Genomic DNA, 20,549 nt, shown 5'->3' with positions numbered 1-20,549 from the left:
AAACCATGAACTTATCTTCCCTGTCCCTGAATCCAAAACTGATTTCCCTGTCAGTGGCGATGGCGTTATCTCATACGGCATTGGCGCAGTCTGACGAAACACAGCCTGAAAATCGTGACGTAGAAACCATTGAGGTAACAGCTACGAAAATGAAAGGTCTGCCGCAGAACACCCCGGTAGCGCTGAGCGTAATCGGCGGCGATGACCTGATGGAAAAAGGCGTCCACAGTGTGTCTGACCTTCAGAACGTGGCGCCAAGTGTCAGTATTGGCCGCAGTTCATTTGGTGTAAACCTGAACATCCGTGGTGTTACTACCACCGACGTGACCAGTAAAGGTGAACAGGGCATTGCGTTTATTGTTGATGGCGTGCCTATTGGTCGTCCTCGCGAGCAGGGCACCGCATTTTTTGACATCAGCAGGGTAGAAATTCTGCGCGGCCCTCAGGGCACCCTTTACGGTAAAAGCTCTACCGGTGGTGTAATCAACGTAGTAACTAACCGTCCGGAGTTCGATTTCGGCGCAAGTCTGAATGCTGAATTCGGTAACTATGATTCACAAAAGACCACTGCGGTAGTGAACGTACCAGTCACCGAGAAATTTGCCCTTCGTGGTGCAGTTAACGTAAACAAGCGCGACGGCTATCTGGAAACCGCTGATGGCTCACCTGCCCGCAATGATCGTGATGATTCCACCTACCGACTGTCCGGTTTGTATGAGTTCGATGATGTAACATCGCTATTTGTGTCAAGCAGTTACGGTAAAATTGGTGGTGTAGGCGTGGGCTTCGTTAACATCGACACCGTACAGAACGAAAGCGGTAAAGCGCAACGTCAGATCTACGGAAACCCGATTGACGCAGGCGTGGACGAAGAGTTCTCTAATATCACGGTGAACTTCCAGACCGAATTCAACGACATCGCACTGAACTATATCGCGGGGTACCGTGACTACAATGCTGACACCGTGTCTTCATCCACTTACGATTACACGCAGGCAGCAGATGGCACCCTGGACTGGGGTCAGTATCGCGGTACCGCGGTGACAAACAATCACGAAATCACCCTGTCTGCCGCCGATCCGGGCGACTGGAACTGGGTGGTTGGCGCGAACTACTTCCACGAAGATTTGAACGAGAGCGATCATTACTGGAGTGCACCTGTGGATGACGCTTCGCTGGCTACCAGCTTCAATGCGGTAAATGCGGTGAATAACACCACCCATGAATCGAAAGGTCTGTTCGGGCAGGTGAACTATTCGGTCACTGACGATTTAACAGTAACCGTTGGCGCCCGCTACTCCAGCGATGCCGTAGATCGCGTAGGAACCTTTGCGCCGGGCCCAGGCCCATGGCTGAATGCTGCAGGTGAAACCTGTAGTGCGCCGGACGACTGTATCGGTTTTCCAAACGTTGCCAGTCAGAAAGATGAAAAAATCACCTGGCGTTTGGGTGCCGACTATCATACTGATACAGGCATGTTCTTCGCCTCAGTGGCGACCGGCTACAAAGCTGGCGGTTTTAACGACTTCGACCCGTTCTTAGGTGCTGCAGCCGGTCCTCAGTCTTATGATCCGGAATCACTGACCGCTTATGAGATTGGTTACAAGGGTAAATTAAGCGAAAACGTACGCCTTAACTCGTCGATTTATTATTACGATTACTCGAAAACGCAGATCTCGTATCTGGTTTCCATTGAAGGTGCGACTGTGCTGTTCACCCGCTCAGAACCAACTACCATTATGGGTTGGGAAAACGAGCTGAAGTGGGACATCTCAGACAATGATGCGCTGGATTTTGCTTTCACACTGGCTGATTCTGAGTACAAATCATTCCAGGCTGGTTCCGCACTGGACAACGACTGGAGCGGTCGTGCACTGGATAAAGTTGCTGATGCAACAGCTATGGTGCAGTACAGCCACGTCTGGGAACTCAGCGACGGTGGCATTTTGCGGGCGCAGCTGAACTCGCGCTATAACTCGGGTTACGTGGTGTCTTACTTCCCGGCGGCGGCACAGTTTGATCAGGATGCATTCACCCGAACCGACGCAACCCTGACTTACGAAGATACAGACGGCCGTTTCACCGTGAGTGCTTTCGTTACCAACCTGGAAGATGAAGTGCAGATTATCTCTGCCCCGGGCGAGCATTCAGCGTCCAACCCGACCAATACCACGGTTGCTGTATCTGAGCCGCGTATGTTCGGTGTTCGTGTAGGATTAACGTACTAATCTCACATTGAACTGGTTGTAAAACAGTGCGACCCTGGTGTCGCACTTTTTTTGTTTCTCCTGTTTTATTTTTGAATTTTCATTCACAAGGAACGCCCATGTTTCATCAATACAAAAAGTGTCTGTCGGTGAGTAGAACTTCACTGGTGGTCGCTTTCGTCGCCTTTCTCAGTGCCTGTGGCCAGCAGGCCGTAGAAAGTAAGCCAGAAGCGAAAAGCGAGTTGCCCGCAGCGATTTCTACCGCTTCGCTGAATATTGTTACCCCGGTCGCAAGTTGTGAAAGCCTGCTTGAGTTTGATTTAACCGACATCGGAGGTGAAGACAGTAAAATCACCTCTGCGGAAGAAGAAACCATTGAAGGTAGAAGCTCTTGTGTGGTTCAGGGCACCATGGCGCCTACCGTGGGTTTTAAAGTGACGCTGCCAAAAGCGTCGTGGACACAGCGCTTCATGCAACTGGGCTGTGGTGGTCTGTGCGGTATGGTAAACATGAATATTGGTGCTGCCGACGGCTGTAAGGCGGTGGAGTCTGATGAATTTGTACTTGCCAGCACCGACATGGGGCACTCGGGCATGGGCGGCGATTTCGGCCAGGACCCGCAAAAGCGCATCGATTTTGCATATCGCGGTGTGCATATTACCGCGTTGGCGTCGAAAGCGCTGATAGAAGAATACTACGGGCAGCCCGCAAAGTACGCCTACTTCAACGGTTGCTCAGACGGTGGTCGCGAAGCCCTAGTTGAAGCGCAGCGTTATCCCGAGGACTTTGACGGTATCATCGCCGGTGCGCCGGCAATGAACTTTTCTGTGCAGAACAGCTTCTTCCACGGCTGGCAGGCACGCTCGAACACCGGTACCGACGGGAACGCCATCTTACACGCGGTAGATATGCCGGTACTTTATAACGCAGCAGTAGCGGCTTGTGACGAACTGGACGGCCTCAAAGACGGTATTATTGCACAGCCTTTCCAGTGTGACTTTGATCCGCAGGTTACTCTGTGCAAGGAAGGTGACAGCGAAAACTGCCTGACACAGGAAAAAATAGATGCAGCGAAAAAGCTGTATGAAGGCCCGAAAGATCCCTCCACCGGTAAAGCACTGACGTTGGGTGGCCCGCAACCTGGTTCAGAACTGTCCTGGGTTGGCGTGTATGTGCCACGGGCAGGCAGCGAGCAGATCTTCAGTACCATGATTGCTGACGGTGCGATTAAAAACCTGATTTATCAGCAAAATCCACCCTCAGATTACACCCTCGAAGATTTTCAGTTCACCGAACACAACTTCAATAACATAAGGCCATTGAACGGTTTATACAGCGGCACAAACCCTGACATCACTGCCTTCCGTGAGCGCGGCGGTAAGCTGCTCATCTGGCACGGACTGCAGGACCCGCATATTTCTCCGGTAAATACTGTGACCTATTACGAAGCAGCGAAAAAAGTATCATCCGGCGACAAGGATGTTAGCGATTTCATGCAACTTTATCTGTTCCCGGGTATGTACCACTGTGACGGCGGTACCGGTCCGCACGATTTTGATTTAGTCACCCCGATGATGGCGTGGGTAGAACAGGGCATAAAGCCTGAAGTGATTATTGCCAGCCATGACGGCACATCAGGTAAGCAACGTCGCCGTCCTGATGAAGGTAAGCACGGTAAAGGGAAACCGGCTGACCAGCCGGGCACGATGGGCTCACCGGACGGTCGTAAAGCAGAAGTTGTCGACGTCGCTTATGTGAAACGCACGCTTCCGGTCTTCCCATACCCATCCGTTGCCCGTTATAACGGCCAGGGCGACTGGCACATCGCAGAGAACTACACAAAGACAGAAGGCCCGGTAATGCCCGCTTACCCCTGGGCTGGTGAGGCGTTCTTCAATACTGGTAGTCAGTTGGACTGCACCATCAATGAAGATAAATTGGATTGCGAACAGATTGCAGAATAGCTTTCAAGCGCCCGCTTACATGGTGTAAGCGGGCTGTACATTAAAACCCTAACTTCGTATTTAAAACCTGGACACCTGCATCTTTAGCGTAGTGTTGCCAGTCTGCTTTTAAGTTATCAAAAATCTCCGGAAACTGAGATTTTACGTCTTCAAGCTCTTGCGGGTCATTTCTTAGATTATAAAGATGCCACTGTCCGTCGCCCCGCTCTCCTTGAATAGAAGCGATTTTCCAGTCACCATTCCTATAGGCCTTATTGTCGAACAATTCCCACCCCAAAGGCCTTTCACCTGCTTTATTGTCAGACAATACCCCCAGGAAAGAACAACCGGTGAAGTCCTGCGCTTGTATCTGATATTTTTGTTCTACACCTGCGATATCCAGTATCGTGGGCATTACATCCATGACTGATATTACCTGATCAGTTTCTGGTATATCCTTTTCTTCTGCCAACTTAATAAAAGCAGGAGATTTTATTCCCCCTTCCCCCGTAGTACCTTTCGCATTAGCATTTAACCCATTACTGACCCGTGCCCAGCCGGGACCGTACATGACAAATGAATTTTTGCGTCCCATATTCTCAACTGATGTATCGCAACACTTGTTGACGACAGGCATAAACATTTTAAATTTTTCTAACGTGCCATCTTCAGCGCCATTATCTGACATGAACAGTACAACGGTATTTTCATATTCACCGTCTGCTTTAAGGTATGAGATAAAGCGTCCTACTTCCCGATCAAGGTCACTTACCATTGCGGCATAAATTTCCATGGATTTTGAAGATCGCTTCTGTTCCTCAGGACTAAGTGAGTCCCAACGGGGAATATAATCGGGCAATGGTGCCGGCCGGGCCTCTTTTCCAACTAATCCAAGTACCTTTTGCTTTTCAAAGCGACGATTATAAAGAACCTCATACCCCTCATCGTACTTACCTTTGAATGGCTCCAGTGAAGAGTCCGGAGCCTGAAGTGGCCAGTGAGGCGCCGTGTAGGCGAGATATGCCATAAAGGGTTTATCTGTATTACGGTTAGCAAGATAGTTAATCATGGTATCGGTATAAAAAACCGTTGAGTAGAAATCCGCCGGTACAAATGCTTTTATATCATCCTCATAGTAAGTGGCATCGCCGCTTTTAAAGTTGATTCCCCAACGATCAAGATGTGAAGCCCCGCCCTCCATGAGACTAAATGAACGGTCAAATCCGCGGTCGTGGGGCCGGAACCCGTCATCGTTGCCAAGGTGCCACTTTCCGGCCATGAATGTTGAATAGCCGATTTCCTTTAGAGACTCTGCAAGTGTAGGAAACCGCTTGACGAGGTGACCTTCGTAACCCGGCTTTTTCATCAGTTCCGGGGCCTGTTTAAGCATAAATTCCTTCATACTTCCCAGTCCGACAATATGATTATCCTGTCCGCTAAGCAGCATTGCACGGGTTGGCGAGCATGTGGGAGCCGTATAGAAGTTATTAAGCACAACACTGTCTTGCGCCAGTGCATCCAGGTTGGGTGTCGGGATTTCTCCGCCAAAACGCTTCAAATCTGCCATGCCCAAATCATCAGCAACAATGAGTACAATGTTCGGAGCTTTCGCTGCATCTTGTGCATGAATATGTTCCTTCGCATTAGCGAAGGAACATAATGTTAAACACGAGAGCAGAATAACTGAGCTGATATTCCGCATAAGAAGTATTTCCCTTTCTCTAGTCAGAACTTATAGTCAAAAGACACACCAATCAATCGCGTGGTAATACCTGCAACCGGCAACGCTCTTACGCCACCATCTGCAGTACCCGCGTAGTCGCCGGCAAGGTAGGCGGCTGGTGCAGCTTCATCTGTCAGATTGCGGGCGAACAATGAAGCGCGCCACTGTCCGTCGATGTCGCGCACACCTAAACTTGCGCCGATATTCCAGTAGCCGTCATAAGCGAATAGCGGATCGGAAGAAGCACGGAGTATGACTTTGCTTTTGTAGGTCGCATTGGCATTCACGAAGGCTTCCATGTTTTCACCCAGCGCTTTGAAATACTCACCGGACAGGGTGAACTTGTGCTTAGGCGCAAAGATTAGCTGCTCACCGGTGAGCTCTGTACCGTCATCCCCAAGGTAACCGTCAGGGTATTCCGCTTCGGCATAAATGTAGCCGGCGTTCATGGTGATGCTGTCGGTAAGCTGACCGAACACATCAATCTCAAACCCTTTAGATTCCACTTCTTCAACATTGGTGGATACCGATGTCAGCTCAGCATCAACATAAATGGTGCGCTGAGACTGGAAATTATCGACTTTAGTAAAGAACAGGTTAGTATCAATGGCAATGTCGCCATCAAGCAGGGTCATTTTGTTACCAATCTCAAAAGAGGTGGCAATTTCCGGTTTCAGAATATTTGGCGCGACACCGGGGTTAGCACTGATTTCCACCAGTGAACCTTTAAAGCCCCGAGAAATGGAAGAATAAATCATGTTGTCGTCGCTGATCCGCCAGCGCACACCGGCGCGGCCGGATACTTCGTTATCCGTAGTATTACCGCTATTATTGAATTCTCCGTCCAGCCCGCTACGGAACTCACTCTTCTGACGGGTATAACGCAGACCACCGAATAACGTCACATCGGTATTCACATCGTATGTCACGTCAGCAAAAATGGCCTGTGAGGACACATCGATATCTTCCATAACGGCTGCAGCGCCTACCGGACACCAGTATCCGTTAGCAGCAAACGCAGCTTGTAAAAACGGTACCGGAGGTACAGCATCGATAGAGGTTGCGCACACGCTGAAGCCAGTTAGATTCAGCGGGTTACCGTATTCAGGATCATTCAGTGCGCCGGTATCGTAAGCATAACGGGAAAAGAACACACCGGCGATATATTGAAAATCACTGTCGGTATCAGAACTTAACCGCAGCTCCTGAGAAATCTGCTCGCCGGTAGATTCCAGGTTTTCACGCACAGCGGTGGGCGCGCCCACGCGGCTGGTATAATTGCGATGTACTGTTTCGATGTTCTTTTCTTTGTAAGCCGTTACAGAGGTCAGCGTATGATCGGGAATATGCCAGTTTGCGATAGCTGACAGACTCATGGTTTCCCGTTTTTCCTGCGACATTTTCTCTGCACAGTACTCCCGCGCGTCAGGTTGAATGTCAGTTAAACCACACGCGGTGTAGTTCCCAATGGACGGAGCAAATGTGGGGGCAATGGCCGGTGCGAAGAAATTCACACCATCAAAATCCTGCAGATTGTATTCGCCGATAAGATCCACCATCAAATCTTCCCGCGCTTCATTGCGGTAACGGATACGGTAGCTTTGTTCTTCTGTCACATTATCCTGATCGAGCACGATATTACGCTGCAGCCCTTTTTCTTTGGTTACCCGGCCGGAAAAGCGCAGTGCAGAATAATCTGTCACCGGCACATTCAGCGCACCGCGGATAATCGTACGGTCCACATCATCCCAGGCGTAGTCAGCACCAATTTCACCGGACACTTCCGTGTAATCCGGTGCTTTTGTCGTGACCTGAATCACACCGGCAGAAGCAGTCTGGCCGAACAGAGTACCCTGCGGCCCTCTTAATACTTCGACTTGCGCCAGGTCGAATAACTGAGGTGAAACCACGTTACCCTGAGGTACCTGGTCAACCACGATAGCTACCGAAGCTGCTGCCGTTTCGTTAAATACGTTTGTACCAATACCCCGCATACGGCCACCGCCGTTAGACTCGCCGCCGAAAGACTGACTCACTTCCAGAGCGGGCGTGGTGCGCTGCAAATCGGTGATGCTGTAAATCTGATCCCGTTCCAGTTGTTCAGCCGTGGTAACGGTCATCGCTACAGGAACATCCTGCAGTGACTCAGAGCGCTTCTGCGCTGTCACCATGATTTTTTCAATAGCGTGTTGTTTCTCTTCGGGCTGCTCCTCCTGCGCAAAAGCATCAGGGGTAGCAGATGACAATGCCATCGCGGTCATACAGGCAAGTTTGGTGAGAGTGAATGTGCTGTTTTCCATGTGTTTCTCTTCGTCTTTTAATTTAAACGAAAAATTAACAGCAAATTCACATTACGAAAAATAGATTATTTAGTGAGCAGTATAGATTTATCCTATACATCTTCAATTGTTTCTGATTGGCGAACAAACTGTTTCATCCTGGCCAATTGTTACATATGGTTAACGGTTTTAACATTTTAGATAAGTCTGGAGATCGCAGTTCCCGCTGCACTGACAGACAAAAACAAAAATACATAAAACCATGAGCAGGTGTAACCATGAATCCTACCCAAACGAAGAAAGCACGCTCTTTGGGGGCGGCATTATTTTCCCGCAAAGGTCTGGCTGTGGCCGTGACCATTGCTTTACAAGGCGGACTGACAACTCCCGGTGCGTCGGCACAAACTGATGACACACAAAGTCAGGGCAAATATAAACTGGAAACCATTGAAGTTACCGCCCGTAAAGTGACTGAGAACTTGCAGGAAGTACCTATTTCAGTGACGTCATTCAACGGCGATGCCCTTGAACGCCGCCAGATTTCCGGTACTGACGACATCGGCAAAATCACCCCTAACCTGCAATTTACAAATAATGCGCCTTTAGCAGGTAACAATAATTCTTCGGTTGTGTTTATTCGCGGTGTCGGACAAATCAGCTCAAGGGCCAACACAGACCCGGGCGTTGGATTGTACATTGACGATGTGTACATGGGACAATCCGTCGGCGGCACCATGGAAATGCGGGATATCGAAAGTGTTCAGGTACTACGCGGCCCGCAAGGTACGCTGTTTGGTCGCAACACTATTGGTGGCGCGGTTATCATCAATACACAGCAACCCGGCGATGCATTTGGGGGCAAAGTCAAAGCCGGCATCGGCAGTGACAGCTTAATGGAACTCTCCGGTGCAGTGGATATACCCTTAGCAGATGACTTGTTCAGCCGCTTCACCCTTGGTACGAAAAAGCAGGATGGTTATGTTACCCGCGCCTACGATGGTCTGGATTTAGGTGACACCAACAACACCACTGCAACGGCTAAATTCTTATACGAACCCGCCGGTAACTTTACCGCCAAGCTAAATTTTGACTACACCGAAGCAGATGAAAACGGATCTCCGCTGGTATTTGCCGGTTACAATAACAATAACGACGTGAATGAAACCGGCGCGGCGGCCAATCCCGGCTGGTTTGCAGCAAACCAAAGTGTAGCGGCAGGTTGCAGTGACGCCTGGGTTGCACTGCCCGGTCCTCCCGGTCGTCCGGTCACCACCGCTGAAGGTTCGGCACTGGACGTTTCAGGTCTTGTGACAGTTGGCGGCGGTCCCCGTGGTTACGTGGGTGAGAATACCGATTCGGCCTGTGCGAACAATCAGTGGAACAGTGGCCCGTTTACCAGCAATGGCACCGCAGAAGTTGGCAGTGAACTGAAAAACTGGGGCACATCTCTGCACCTCGAATATGCCATCAACAGTGACTTACAGCTTAAATCTGTTACGGCATACCGCGACTTAGCCTGGACCGGTAAACGGGATGCTGACAACACGCCGTTTACTATCCTGCACACCGATTTTGATTCCTCAGGTGACCAATTCAGCCAGGAACTGCAACTGACTTACACCGGTGACGATCTGTCGGCCATTGCCGGGGCGTTTTACTACACTGAAAAAGTGACGGACATTCTGACAGTGCAGGTAGGCGACCGGGGTGACGGCTTTACCTGCGGAGAAGGCACAAACCGTTGCCACCTCGACAGCGACAACAATATCACCGATAACGAAGCCATGGCTTATTTCGCTCAGGCCACTTACGACTTCACCGACAAGCTGGCCGGTACGTTCGGTATTCGTTATACCTCAGAAACCAAAGGCTCGATTCCTGATCAGTTCGATTACGCCGACCCGGACACCAAATACCTGGAAAAAAAGCTGTATGAACATGACTTCTCGGCCACCACAGTGGCGGCGAACCTAAGCTATACGGTATCCAAAGACACCATGGTGTACACCAGCTATTCCGAAGGCTTTAAAGGCGGCGGTTGGAATTCAACCTTTAACTTCGCCCTTGAGCAGTCTGACCTGGACGCCGGACACCTGTTCGATCAGGAAGAAGTGAAAACCTATGAATTGGGCTTTAAGTCCGACATTACCAGCGAATTCCGCTTAAACGGTGCGGTTTTCAGCTCTGACTATTCCAACCTGCAATTCAGTTACCGGGTATTCATTGCGCCATGGCTGTTCAATGCAGGTAAGGCTTCCATTGATGGTGCCGAACTGGAGTTCACCTGGATCCCTCACGATAACTGGATTATCGAAGGCGGTTTGGGTTACCTCGATACGTCTATTGATGAAGCGGTTCAAATAGAAGTGCCCGGCCGTCCGGTAAGTGCAGGGCCAGCAGAAGGCAATCAGTTACCTTTTGCGCCTGAATTACAGGGGAATATCGGTATTGGTTACTACGGTGAAATTAACGGCTATGGTATCCAGCCCCGCATTGATATTTCCTACAGCGACCCGGTATATTTTGATGCCGCAAACACCGAAGCCATTGCGCAAAACGATGCCTATACGCTGGTGGATATTTCGGTAGTTATCGAGTCGCCGGATATGGACTGGAAGGTGGCACTGGGTATTAACAATGCCACCGATGAGATTTACCGCGTGTCTGGTAACTCGTCTTTAGGTTCAGGCAGTGGCTATGCAGAAGCCGCCTACGCCAGACCAAGAATGATATTCGCGAATGTAAGTTACGAGTTCTGATAAGCGAATTTTTGCCTGTAATGATTAAGGTGCGCTGATACAAAGCGCACCTTTTTTCCATCGCTGAATAGCGCTTAAAGCGGCTGTGCCATTGCAATGGCAGAATCACGCATGATGCCGGCATGTTCCATTTTGTCACCGCCCTCAATTTCGATTTCAGCAAGGCGACCGGAGTTTTCGACCACAAGGCGACAACGCTCCCACCGGCGGGCCTGGAAGGCGCTTAATGCCTGAGATAACGTGGCTTTGTTATCCAGTTCTTCGGCCAACACAATGGCATCTTCAAGTCCGATACAAGCACCGGATGCCAGATGCGGCGTAGTCGCATGCACGGTATCACCGATAAGCACCACACGGTTTGAATACCAGGGCGCACGCATCAACATGCTTTCCAGCGGACGATAGTGAATCATCGATTTCTCATGCAGCATGCCTTTCATTTGCTGTACAACCTGGGCCGGGAAAGACTCCAGCAACGCAATAAAGCGCTCCTTAAAAGTAGCCGGTTCAATAAACTCGTTTTCCGCCCTGTTTTCGGTAATGAACATGTACATCTCATCTTCAGACATAGGGTTCACACCCACTTTCACGTTCTTACCCATCCACATGTGAATGTTTTCAATTTCAGGAATACGGGGCAAAATTGCACGCCATACGCCCTGGCCGATGTAAGATGGCCTGGGTGCATCAGGGAACAGTGTGGTTCTGACCGATGACATCAGGCCGTCTGAACCGACCACCAGGTCGTATTCGCCACTGGTGCCGTCGGTAAAGGTCACTTCTACGCTGTCGCCTTTATCGTTGATGTTCTCAAAGGTAAGACCTAAGCGCACATTCACATCGTATTCGCGGGTTTTGGCTGCCAGAATTTTTGCCAGTACCGGGCGCATAATGGCACCTTCACAGGGTGCTTCGTTGCCCACTACCGGCGGCGCAGGAATATGCGCCAGATGCGTTCCGTCAGGCGCGTGCACATCCAAGCCGGCGTGGGTAGCGCCCTGCGCTTTAAATTCATCCAGTACACCGATTTGACGCAGTGCTCTTATGGTGGCGCCGCCAATGCTGATCCCTGCACCGTCGGTACGCCAGTTCTTATCAATCTCAACGAGATCAACCTGTATACCGCGCTTACTCATTTCGATAGCAGCAGACATACCTGAGAAGCCACCACCAATAATCAATACTTTATTTACGCATGCGCTCATTGTTCTTTTCCTCGTGATTCACAGAGTAAAACGACATCCTGTTCAGCGGTTACCGTGATGTTCAGTGGCGTTAAGAAATCGCCCCTGCACGGCCCTTTCACACACTCTCCGGTGTCGGGTGTAAATAACGCGCCATGCGCCGCACAAACGATGTAGTCACCACCGGCATCCAGATAAACATCTTTTTTCCAGGGTAAGGCGGTATCGCCATAGTGCGGACAAATATCGCTGTAGCCATACAGCTTGCTGCCACGGCGCACAATAAAAACGGTGTCCTGACCTTGGGCATCAGGCAAAAAACCCCGGGAACTATTGTCGGGTAAATCATCCAACTTACAGAGCAGGACACCTTGGTTCATGACAATCAGCCTTTCGGTGGCGGCGGGCCCATTGGTGCCCACTTTTCGCGGTACTGCAGCAGGAACACCTGCGAGTTATCCGCACCCGGCAAGGCTTCGCGGGCATCCCAGTTGTCATCATGAAGATCCATGTCAGCATCGAATTCCATGTTGCAGCCAAACGGGCTCTTGAAGTACCAGAACCAGTTAGAACCGAAGATGTGACGGCCCGGCCCCCAGAAGCTCTGGTAACCTTTTTCCACCATGCGGTTACCGGCCTGCACCACCGCAGTCGGGCCAGACATGTGAAAGGTAAAGTGCTCAATACCTTTCATGTGCGGCGGCGTGTTCAGGAAGAACAGCGTATGGTGATCGGTAGTCCCTGCAGGACGCATGAAAGGACCCACATGACTGAAGCGGTCGGTGGTGATAAAGCCCAGACGTTCGGCGTAAAACGCTTCCGCTTTTTTGTAATCCGGTACGAAGTACACCACGTGAGACAGAGTGCGCGGCTCCGGCGTAAAGTCTTTCGATACACCAATCTCATTGACCGGACGCTGCGCAGGTGCACCCGGTGCATTAATCTTCTCTGCCGGCATATCCAGCGGTTTGCGCATAGTGACCTGAAAGCCCAGTACAAAGCCCATGTCATCTACCGCTTCAATGCTGCCGTCATCCAGACGTTTTACTTCACGGTCTTTTGACAGTTCGTCGTAAATGGCATCCACGGTTGCGGAATCTGCCACGCCGTAAATGGTTTTGCGGATACTTGAACCCGTTTCCAGCGGCGCAGGCAAACTGCTGTCGTCTTTGCTGTAAATCTCAATACCCGTGCCGTCTAGAGCAACAAAGCGGTGTTCAGATGCCTGCGTTAAACCGTAATCCAGCGCAAACTGTTTACAGGCTTCCACATCATCAACACCAAAAATCAATAAATCCGGTCCGATAATATTCATGATTTTATCCTTCAATCGATGTGCGGGCGTTGAACGTTTCCGCTACCCAGTCAGCAATGTAGTGACCGGCGTTGATGCTGTTGTCGAAGCTGGAGTGCTGTACACCGCCTTCACGTTCAGTGAACACTTTCAGTTCACGTTTAGGGCTGTTTACCAGTTGCTCGTAGGTGCGCTCTGCCCACTTAAGCGGGATTTGTGAGTCTTTCGAACCGTGGGTGACCAGGAAAGGCACTTTGATTTTTTCTACTTCACCGTCAAGACACACGTTTTCAGCAATAGTCATGAACTCGTCGATGTCTTTCGCGCCCCATACCCAGCACACATGATTCCAGTAGTGCGGTACCGGGAAGTCGCCTTCTTTTTCCAGGCGGCGCTTCTGAACGTCACGCCAGTCGTGGTTTGCCCCCCAGCACACACCCAGTGCCAGGCGCGGTTCGTTGGCCACCGCACGCGGGCAGTAATAGCCGCCTAACGACACCCCTTCCATACCAATGCGGCTGTTATCCACTTCAGGGTGCTGCTCCAGCCAGTCAACCACCGGTGAAGCCCAGTGCTCGCTGTCGAAACGGGCGTTAATGCCCTGCAGGCGTAACGCTTCGCCGGTGCCCGGCTGATCCAGTACCAGTGACGACACGCCGCGATCGGCCAGCCATTGTGGTAAGCCAACGAGGTATTTCATTTCTTTGGTGGAATCCAGGCCGTTTACCTGAATTAACAGCGGTGCCGGGCCGTCTACGTTTTTCGCTTTCACGTAAAGACCGGACAGATGTTTGCCTTCATAAGGAATTTCAACGCGCTTACAGTTCGCCCCTTTCAGCGCCATGCCACGCTCGAACAACTCCAGTTCGCGCTTGTACAGCTCAATACGACCGGGAGCATTGTGAGCCTGCAATCGCTCGCAGGTAATGAGGTACGAGGAAGCGCGCATGTACTTTTCACCGGCAGAAATCATGCGGCCAGCTTGCTCGTCTTCTTCAGCCAGCACACACAGCTTGTCTGCCATGTTTGCCCAGGTATTGCGGAACGCTTCAGTACCCTCTTTGTCTTTTTTCTTTGCGGCTTCCTGCAGCGGTGCACACATCTCTTCGATTTCACCGATACGGGCGCCCATTTCAATGGCGAGGTCGACTGACAGGTTCCACACATAGTTGGTGGGGAAATACTTAAACATGATAACTCCTCTTAAGAATTCGTCTTTTTAGGCACGAATGCGACGGCACGAACAAAGCCCGCCGATGCCTTTTTAATTTTGTAAGGGAAACAGGAAATCCAGAATCCGGACGCGGGAAGTGACTCAAGGTTTGAAAGCTTTTCCATTTGTCCGTAACCGATATCACGGCCGGCTTTATGGCCTTCCCAAATAATTGACGCATCACCGGATTCAGCGAAGCGTTCGCGGGTATATTTGAAAGGTGCATCCCAGCTCCAGGCATCGGTGCCCACTACCCGCACGCCTTTTTCAAGGAGATACATGGTGGCTTCGCGGCCCAGGCCCACACCGGCTTCCAGATAACCCGGCTCGCCGAAAATGGCACCGGCGCGGGTATTCACCACCACGATATCCAGCGGTTGCAGTTCGTAATTAATACGCTTCAGCTCAGCTTCGATGTCTTCTGCGGTCACCACATAACCGTCTTCCATATTGCGGAAATCCAGCTTCACACCCGGGCGCATACACCAGTCGAGAGGCAGTTCATCAATACCAAAAGCTGGCTTGCCGCCGTCGGTGGTCGATGCGTAATGCCATGGCGCGTCCATGTGCGTACCACTGTGGGTGGTGATTTGAAGGCGTTCTGCTGCCCAGGATTCGTTGCCGGGTAACTGGTCGAGAGTAAGACCGGGAAACATAGCCTCCATTTCGGGCCAGCCTTCCTGGTGATCCATATAATCAATCTTCGGCAACAGCGGCGGCGGATCGGTGTGAGGGTTGTTGTCCAGCGTGACGGACAAATCTACGATGTCAAAATCATTGGGGCTGAACATATTAGCCTCCTTTTACTGTTTGATTGATTTCGCCGAACAGCGGCTGGTCCTGCTTGTCCCGGCACACCATGTGTACTGTTTCTCCCGCACTTAAAAACGGGGTTTGCGGCTTGCCCTGACTAATAAGTTCTTTTGCGCGCAGCTCGGCAATACAAGCCTGACCGGCTTCCGGGTTTGCGTTGGAAACCGTACCGGAGCCAAATACCGTGCCGGCTTTAACAGGACGGGTTGTGGCGGCGTGGGCAATGAGCTCGTGAAAGCCAAAATGCATTTCACTGCCCGACGGACTGCCAAACCATTCGCCGTTGCGGGTGATATTGAGAGTTAAATGAATTCTGCCATCTGCCCAGCTGTCGCCGAGCTCATCCGGCGTTACGGCAAACGGCGCGAAAGCGGTTTCACCTTTTGCCTGCACAAACCCGAAACCGGTTTTCATTTCACGGGGAGCAAGACCGCGATAGCTGATGTCATTCAGTTGCACCACCAGTTTGATGGCCTGCATAGCCTCGTCGGGCGTGGCACCCACAGGCACATCCGTGGTCAGAACACCGAACTCGCCTTCGAAATCTACACCGTGGGCCGGGTTATATAGTGCGATGGTGTCGTTGCATCCGGTGAAGGCATCGCCTGCGCCCTGGTAGATCAGCGGATATTTGTCGGCATCTTCAATGGGGTCGAGATTAAACGCCTTTTGCATCAGATGGCCGTGATTCATAAATAATGAACCATCCAGCCACTGATACGTGCGGGGTAACGGTGCTAAGAAACGGGCCCCGGCAACCGGCTCGGCCTGTTCACAGGTGCCTTTGTTCAGTGCGTTGCTGATATCCTGAAGTACCGGAAGCACACTTTGCCAGTCAGCCAGACACGCGGCCATGGTGCCGGCAGAACCGTGTACACGACACATTTGCGAAGTATCTTTTGTGATAACAACCAGTTGACCATCCGGACTACCGTTATCGATTGAGGCTAGTTTCATCGCCGCTCCACAAACCGAACAGAAATTCGATTTTTTATTGTTAAAAATATTTAAATTAATGGAGAAACAATGTTAAATGGGCGCTGACAAAACAAAAAATTGAATGTATAGATGGTTTGCATCAATTTCATAGATACCTAAACAGGCAACGAGGGCGTTATGCGGTTTGAACAGCTGGATCTGAATTTATTGGTAGCATTAGACATACTGCTGGAAGAACAAAATATCACCAGAACAGCCGACAAGCTGCACCTGTCTCAGTCGGCCACCAGCAGTATTTTATCGCGGTTGCGGCATTACTTTGATGATGACTTGCTGGTACAGATTGGCCGTAAAATGCAGCCCACGCCATACGCCCTGGAACTGCAGGAACCGGTAAGAGAAATGCTGAATATTGTGCGCGGCTCGATTACCAATAAACGTAAACTGGAGCCCGCCACCAGCCAGCGACATTTCCGCATTGTTGCGTCAGATTATATTATTCAGGTGTTCCTTGCCGGTGTACTGGCGAAAGTGCAGAAGCTGGCGCCGGGCATGACTTTCGAATTTCTTTCACCTTTCACCGTTGAGGTGGAAACCATGGTGAAAAGCGGGATTGATATTGTGATTGCGCCGGAAAGTGAAACTGTCGACGGTTATCCCCACGCCTTTTTCTCCACCGACGAACTGGCCTGCATTGCCTGCAAAGACAACCCGGATACACAAGGTGGCCTGACGCCGGAAGTCTTCTCATCGCTGGGGCACGCTTCTGTAGGCTTTGGCCGGGTGAGTTTACTAAGCATTGAGCAATGGCTGATTAACGAGCGCAACATTGAGCGTAAAGTCGAGGTGATCACCAACGACTTTACCTCACTGTGCACCACGGTGGTCAGCACCGGCAGACTGGCCATTATCCCCCGCCGTTTCGCTGAGCTCATGGCCACCTTCATGCCCATCGACATTTTATCCATGCCCTTCGATTTTCCCGACCTGCGGGAAGCCATGATGTGGCACCCTACTGTAGACAGCGATCCTATTCACCGCTGGCTGCGCACACTGATTTTAGAAGAAGCGGCGATGGTGAGTAGTTGATGTCGTAAGGTGATATATCACCTCACATTTCTCATCCTACTTTCAGCAGCACCACACCAGATATGATCAAAAATACTCCGATGTAGCGCAGCAGTGATGTAGGGTCGCCAAAGGCAAAAACGCCCACCAGAAACGTACCGGCAGCGCCTATTCCGGTCCATACAGCATACGCGGTGCCCAGAGGAATATCCCTTTGCGCCAGATAGAGTAAAAAGCCGCTGACACCCATAAATGCAATCGCCATGGCGATGCCGCCCCATTTGTACTGGCCGCTTTGAGATAACTTCAGGCCGAGAGGCCAGCCAATTTCGGTTAACCCTGCCAGCACCAGATAAACCCAACTCATCGTTTTCCTCATTAAATGATGAACTATTGGGCGGCATACTATCTTTATTTATAATGAAGACCAGTTAGTAACCATCACTTTTTCTGATATGTTAAATCTTGAGTATATCCGCATGTTCGTTATCGCCGCAGAACAAGGCTCGTTTTCTGCCTGTGCCCGCAAGACAGGGAAAGTGCAGTCGGCGGTAAGTCAGGCAATCAATAATCTTGAAATTGACTTAGGCGTAACATTGTTCGACCGCACATCCAGACAACCTGTCCTCACAGAAGCAGGAACACGTCTGTTGAAAATGGCCCAGGGTCTGTTAGTGCAAGCGGATGAGCTGTCGAAAACAGCCGCGGCAATCAGTCAGTCTCAGGAGACGCGGCTGAGTATCGCCATCGACGACGGCATGCTGACACCTGCCATTTATGCGCTCATTGCCAGACTCGAAAGCCGGTTTTCTACACTGGAATTAGACTTCGCGACCCTTCCTTCTCACGATATCGCTCTCGCCGTTGAAAGCGGTGAAATTGATTTGGGCCTCATGTTTTCGGAAATTGAATCCATGAAAACCACAGACTTCTTCTTCGTTGCCAATGTACCTTTTATCGCGGTGTGTCACCCGTCACACCCCCTCGCAGATGCCAGCAAGATATCTTCAACGGCGCTGCTACAGCACAAGCAGATAGCCGTTCGCGGCAGCGCAAAACGTGAATCTCAATTCTTAATCAGCATGGCATCTAACGTATGGTGGTGTTCAGGCTACCAGCACGCACTGTCATTACTTCTGCAAGGAATTGGCTGGGCATACCTGCCAGCGTTTATGGCAAAGGATGCGTTGAATACCGGCAAACTGAAGCAAATGGACATGGCTTTTGATCATAAAACCTGGAGCGTGCCGGTAGACATCATCACGCCACGGGGCCGCCAGCACGGGCCTGTAGTGCAATGGTTTAGCAATGAGTTGAAGAAGACACTGGCGGAAGAATTCTGAAGATCTGAGCAACCTCAGCTTTTATCCTTCTCACCCACTTCCGCCACGACCATCCAGTACAGCACCAGCATGACGACGACAAAAACAACAGTAAAAATCATACCCAACACCGTGCTTCCACCTGCATGAGCCGGCGCAGCAAGGAATAAAGACAACAAGAGTAAATACAGTTTCATGACGACCCCTTTGACATTGAGCGAATTTCCGGCCAGACAACGACTGGACGAAATCCTTATTGACAGGATTAAAAGTAAACCCGCAGAGGAACAATAAACAGGTACAGTAAGCGTACAACTTTCTATAACAGATTATTTATTCGCTTGTTATAATTTGACGAACTTTTTGGCCGGAGTTGGCAATGGCGAAATATGAAATTTTAGCTGGGCAAATAAAAGAACAGATTGAACGGGGTATCTGGCTTGAAAATGAAAAGCTTCCCTCTCTGCGCAAGCAGGCACGGCAAACCGGTTACAGCCTGATGACCGTGCTGCATGCTTATCAGATGCTTGAAAGTCAGGGACTGATCAGCTCCCATGAACGCTCCGGATTTATTGTCGCCGCAGCTGCCCGCCCGGCTTCTGAGAACAAAGTACAAACAGCGGAAGCGGTCAGCATTAATGACTTTGTTTATGAAGTGCTTCAGGCATCCCGCGACCCGCACATGTTCAGCTTAGGGTTTGCTTATCCCGATCCGGCTCTTTATCCCAGGCACCATCTGAACAAGTCCATCGCCGCAGCGGCACAGCAAATTTCACTGACCAGCGCGATGGATAACCTGCCGCCAGGCAACCCTGAACTCAGACAAATTATTGCAAGGCGCTATGCGGCGCGAGGGATGAATATTTCCCCGGATGAAATTGTTATCACGGCAGGTGCACTTGAAGCACTCAGTCTGAGTTTGCAATCCTGTACCCGGCCGGGTGACTGGGTAGTGATTGAATCTCCAGTGTTTTATGGTGCCATGCAGGCACTGGAACGTCTGGGGTTAAAGGCAATTACAGTGACGGTTTCGCCGCAGAACGGACTGGATATTGACGCGTTAGAGCGGGCTTTTCAGAATCATCCGGTGAAGGCGTGCTGGCTGATGAGCAGCTTTCAGAATCCGGTTGGCTACTCACTTGATGATGACAAAAAGCAGCAGATTGCGAGGTTACTCAAAACCTACGGGGTAACCTTAATCGAAGATGATGTTTATGCTGAATTGTATGCCGGTAAAACACCGCCGTTGCCCATTAAACATTTTGTCGAAGACGGGAACAGCCTGCTTTGTTCGTCGTTTTCCAAGTCACTGGTAGCAGGCTACCGCATAGGCTGGGTGGTAGCCAGCCATAAGTCGCTGGAGATTCAGAAACAACAGCTGATGAGTACATTGGCTACCAGTGCGCCTGTGCAGCTGTCGCTGGTTCACTACCTGTCCTCCAAAAACTATGAATTGCACTTAAAGCAACTCCGTAAAAAGCTGATCGCCAGGAAAAAAGCTATGCTGGACTGCCTTGAGGCGCTTTTGCAGGACGTTGCCACAATTCATGCACAGGACGGCGGGTATTTTTTATGGATAGAATGTCAGCCCCACGTGAATGCGATGGATATCTATCGTGAAGCGTTACGCCTGCACATTACCATTGCTCCCGGAAAACTGTTCAGCCTGCATGATGAATTTAATCATTGCTTCCGGCTGAACGCCTCGTTTGAACTGAACGACGCACGTCGCACATTACTTAAGAACCTGGCGGGTTATATCATTGATATCACTCTGCATGAGTGAGTTCTAATAAGCAAAACTT

Annotated in this window: 16 protein-coding genes; 6 read left to right on the top strand and 10 right to left on the bottom strand. The window is 50.6% G+C overall.

From position 1 onward, the window contains the following. Positions 1-5: 5 nt before the first annotated feature. Together J3369_RS01345 and J3369_RS01340 are read left to right on the top strand one after the other, a co-directional pair. On the top strand, positions 6-2,228 hold the full coding sequence (locus tag J3369_RS01345) for a TonB-dependent receptor (protein ID WP_349582875.1): 2,223 nt from the start codon (positions 6-8) through the stop codon (positions 2,226-2,228). 98 nt (positions 2,229-2,326) lie between these two features. After that, positions 2,327-4,171: a tannase/feruloyl esterase family alpha/beta hydrolase gene (locus J3369_RS01340; protein ID WP_349582872.1), complete on the top strand. Its 1,845-nt coding sequence runs from the start codon at positions 2,327-2,329 to the stop codon at positions 4,169-4,171. A gap of 40 nt (positions 4,172-4,211) precedes the next feature. On the opposite strand, the gene J3369_RS01335 is transcribed toward J3369_RS01340, so the two are convergent. Together J3369_RS01335 and J3369_RS01330 are read right to left on the bottom strand one after the other, a co-directional pair. Next, a complete protein-coding gene (locus tag J3369_RS01335) occupies positions 4,212-5,852 on the bottom strand; it encodes an arylsulfatase (RefSeq protein WP_349582869.1) in 1,641 nt (546 codons plus the stop codon). A 23-nt stretch (positions 5,853-5,875) separates the two neighbouring features. After that, positions 5,876-8,173, bottom strand: coding sequence for a TonB-dependent receptor (locus J3369_RS01330; RefSeq protein ID WP_349582866.1), 2,298 nt, complete (start codon positions 8,171-8,173; stop codon positions 5,876-5,878). 257 nt (positions 8,174-8,430) lie between these two features. Here J3369_RS01330 and J3369_RS01325 point away from each other — a divergent pair, with 257 nt between their 5' ends. Continuing rightward, positions 8,431-10,911 (top strand): TonB-dependent receptor, encoded by a 2,481-nt coding sequence (locus J3369_RS01325; RefSeq protein WP_349582863.1) that lies wholly within the window; start codon positions 8,431-8,433, stop codon positions 10,909-10,911. A gap of 74 nt (positions 10,912-10,985) precedes the next feature. Here the strand turns inward: J3369_RS01325 and J3369_RS01320 are convergent, their stop codons facing one another. Genes J3369_RS01320 through J3369_RS01295 form a run of 6 tightly spaced genes read right to left on the bottom strand, consistent with a single transcriptional unit; the run spans position 10,986 to position 16,372 of the window. Then, positions 10,986-12,116 carry an FAD-dependent oxidoreductase gene (locus J3369_RS01320; RefSeq protein WP_349582860.1) on the bottom strand — a complete coding sequence of 377 codons (1,131 nt, stop codon included), beginning with the start codon at positions 12,114-12,116 and terminating at the stop codon, positions 10,986-10,988. Further along, positions 12,113-12,475 carry a Rieske (2Fe-2S) protein gene (locus J3369_RS01315; protein WP_119499611.1) on the bottom strand — a complete coding sequence of 121 codons (363 nt, stop codon included), beginning with the start codon at positions 12,473-12,475 and terminating at the stop codon, positions 12,113-12,115. Before J3369_RS01315 ends, J3369_RS01320 begins: the two co-directional genes overlap by 4 nt. A gap of 5 nt (positions 12,476-12,480) precedes the next feature. Then, on the bottom strand, positions 12,481-13,410 hold the full coding sequence (locus J3369_RS01310) for a VOC family protein (protein WP_349582857.1): 930 nt from the start codon (positions 13,408-13,410) through the stop codon (positions 12,481-12,483). A gap of 4 nt (positions 13,411-13,414) precedes the next feature. After that, a complete protein-coding gene (locus J3369_RS01305) occupies positions 13,415-14,581 on the bottom strand; it encodes an alpha/beta hydrolase family protein (protein WP_349582854.1) in 1,167 nt (388 codons plus the stop codon). 11 nt (positions 14,582-14,592) lie between these two features. Then, a complete protein-coding gene (locus J3369_RS01300) occupies positions 14,593-15,393 on the bottom strand; it encodes a cyclase family protein (protein WP_070125966.1) in 801 nt (266 codons plus the stop codon). Position 15,394: 1 nt separating this feature from the next. Next, positions 15,395-16,372 (bottom strand): fumarylacetoacetate hydrolase family protein, encoded by a 978-nt coding sequence (locus J3369_RS01295; protein ID WP_349582851.1) that lies wholly within the window; start codon positions 16,370-16,372, stop codon positions 15,395-15,397. 159 nt (positions 16,373-16,531) lie between these two features. Between J3369_RS01295 and J3369_RS01290 the strand changes: the two genes are divergently transcribed. After that, on the top strand, positions 16,532-17,443 hold the full coding sequence (locus J3369_RS01290) for a LysR substrate-binding domain-containing protein (protein ID WP_349582848.1): 912 nt from the start codon (positions 16,532-16,534) through the stop codon (positions 17,441-17,443). Positions 17,444-17,474: 31 nt separating this feature from the next. On the opposite strand, the gene J3369_RS01285 is transcribed toward J3369_RS01290, so the two are convergent. After that, positions 17,475-17,789: a DMT family transporter gene (locus J3369_RS01285; RefSeq protein WP_070125969.1), complete on the bottom strand. Its 315-nt coding sequence runs from the start codon at positions 17,787-17,789 to the stop codon at positions 17,475-17,477. A gap of 112 nt (positions 17,790-17,901) precedes the next feature. On the opposite strand from J3369_RS01285, the gene J3369_RS01280 reads away from it, so the two are divergent. After that, entirely contained in the window at positions 17,902-18,765 is an 864-nt protein-coding gene (locus J3369_RS01280; RefSeq protein ID WP_349582845.1) for a LysR family transcriptional regulator, read from the top strand. Between the two features lie 14 nt (positions 18,766-18,779). Here J3369_RS01280 and J3369_RS01275 read toward each other — a convergent pair whose 3' ends face one another. Next, the gene (locus tag J3369_RS01275; protein ID WP_349582843.1) at positions 18,780-18,941 is read right to left on the bottom strand and encodes a hypothetical protein; all 162 of its coding nucleotides are present in this window, start codon (positions 18,939-18,941) and stop codon (positions 18,780-18,782) included. Between the two features lie 182 nt (positions 18,942-19,123). Here J3369_RS01275 and J3369_RS01270 point away from each other — a divergent pair, with 182 nt between their 5' ends. Next, the gene (locus tag J3369_RS01270; protein WP_349582840.1) at positions 19,124-20,530 is read left to right on the top strand and encodes an aminotransferase-like domain-containing protein; all 1,407 of its coding nucleotides are present in this window, start codon (positions 19,124-19,126) and stop codon (positions 20,528-20,530) included. Positions 20,531-20,549: the final 19 nt, after the last annotated feature.

The sequence above is a fragment of the Alteromonas sp. NFXS44 genome, assembly GCF_040148705.1.
GTDB lineage: Bacteria > Pseudomonadota > Gammaproteobacteria > Enterobacterales > Alteromonadaceae > Alteromonas.
This window is presented reverse-complemented; position numbering and strand designations above follow the sequence as displayed.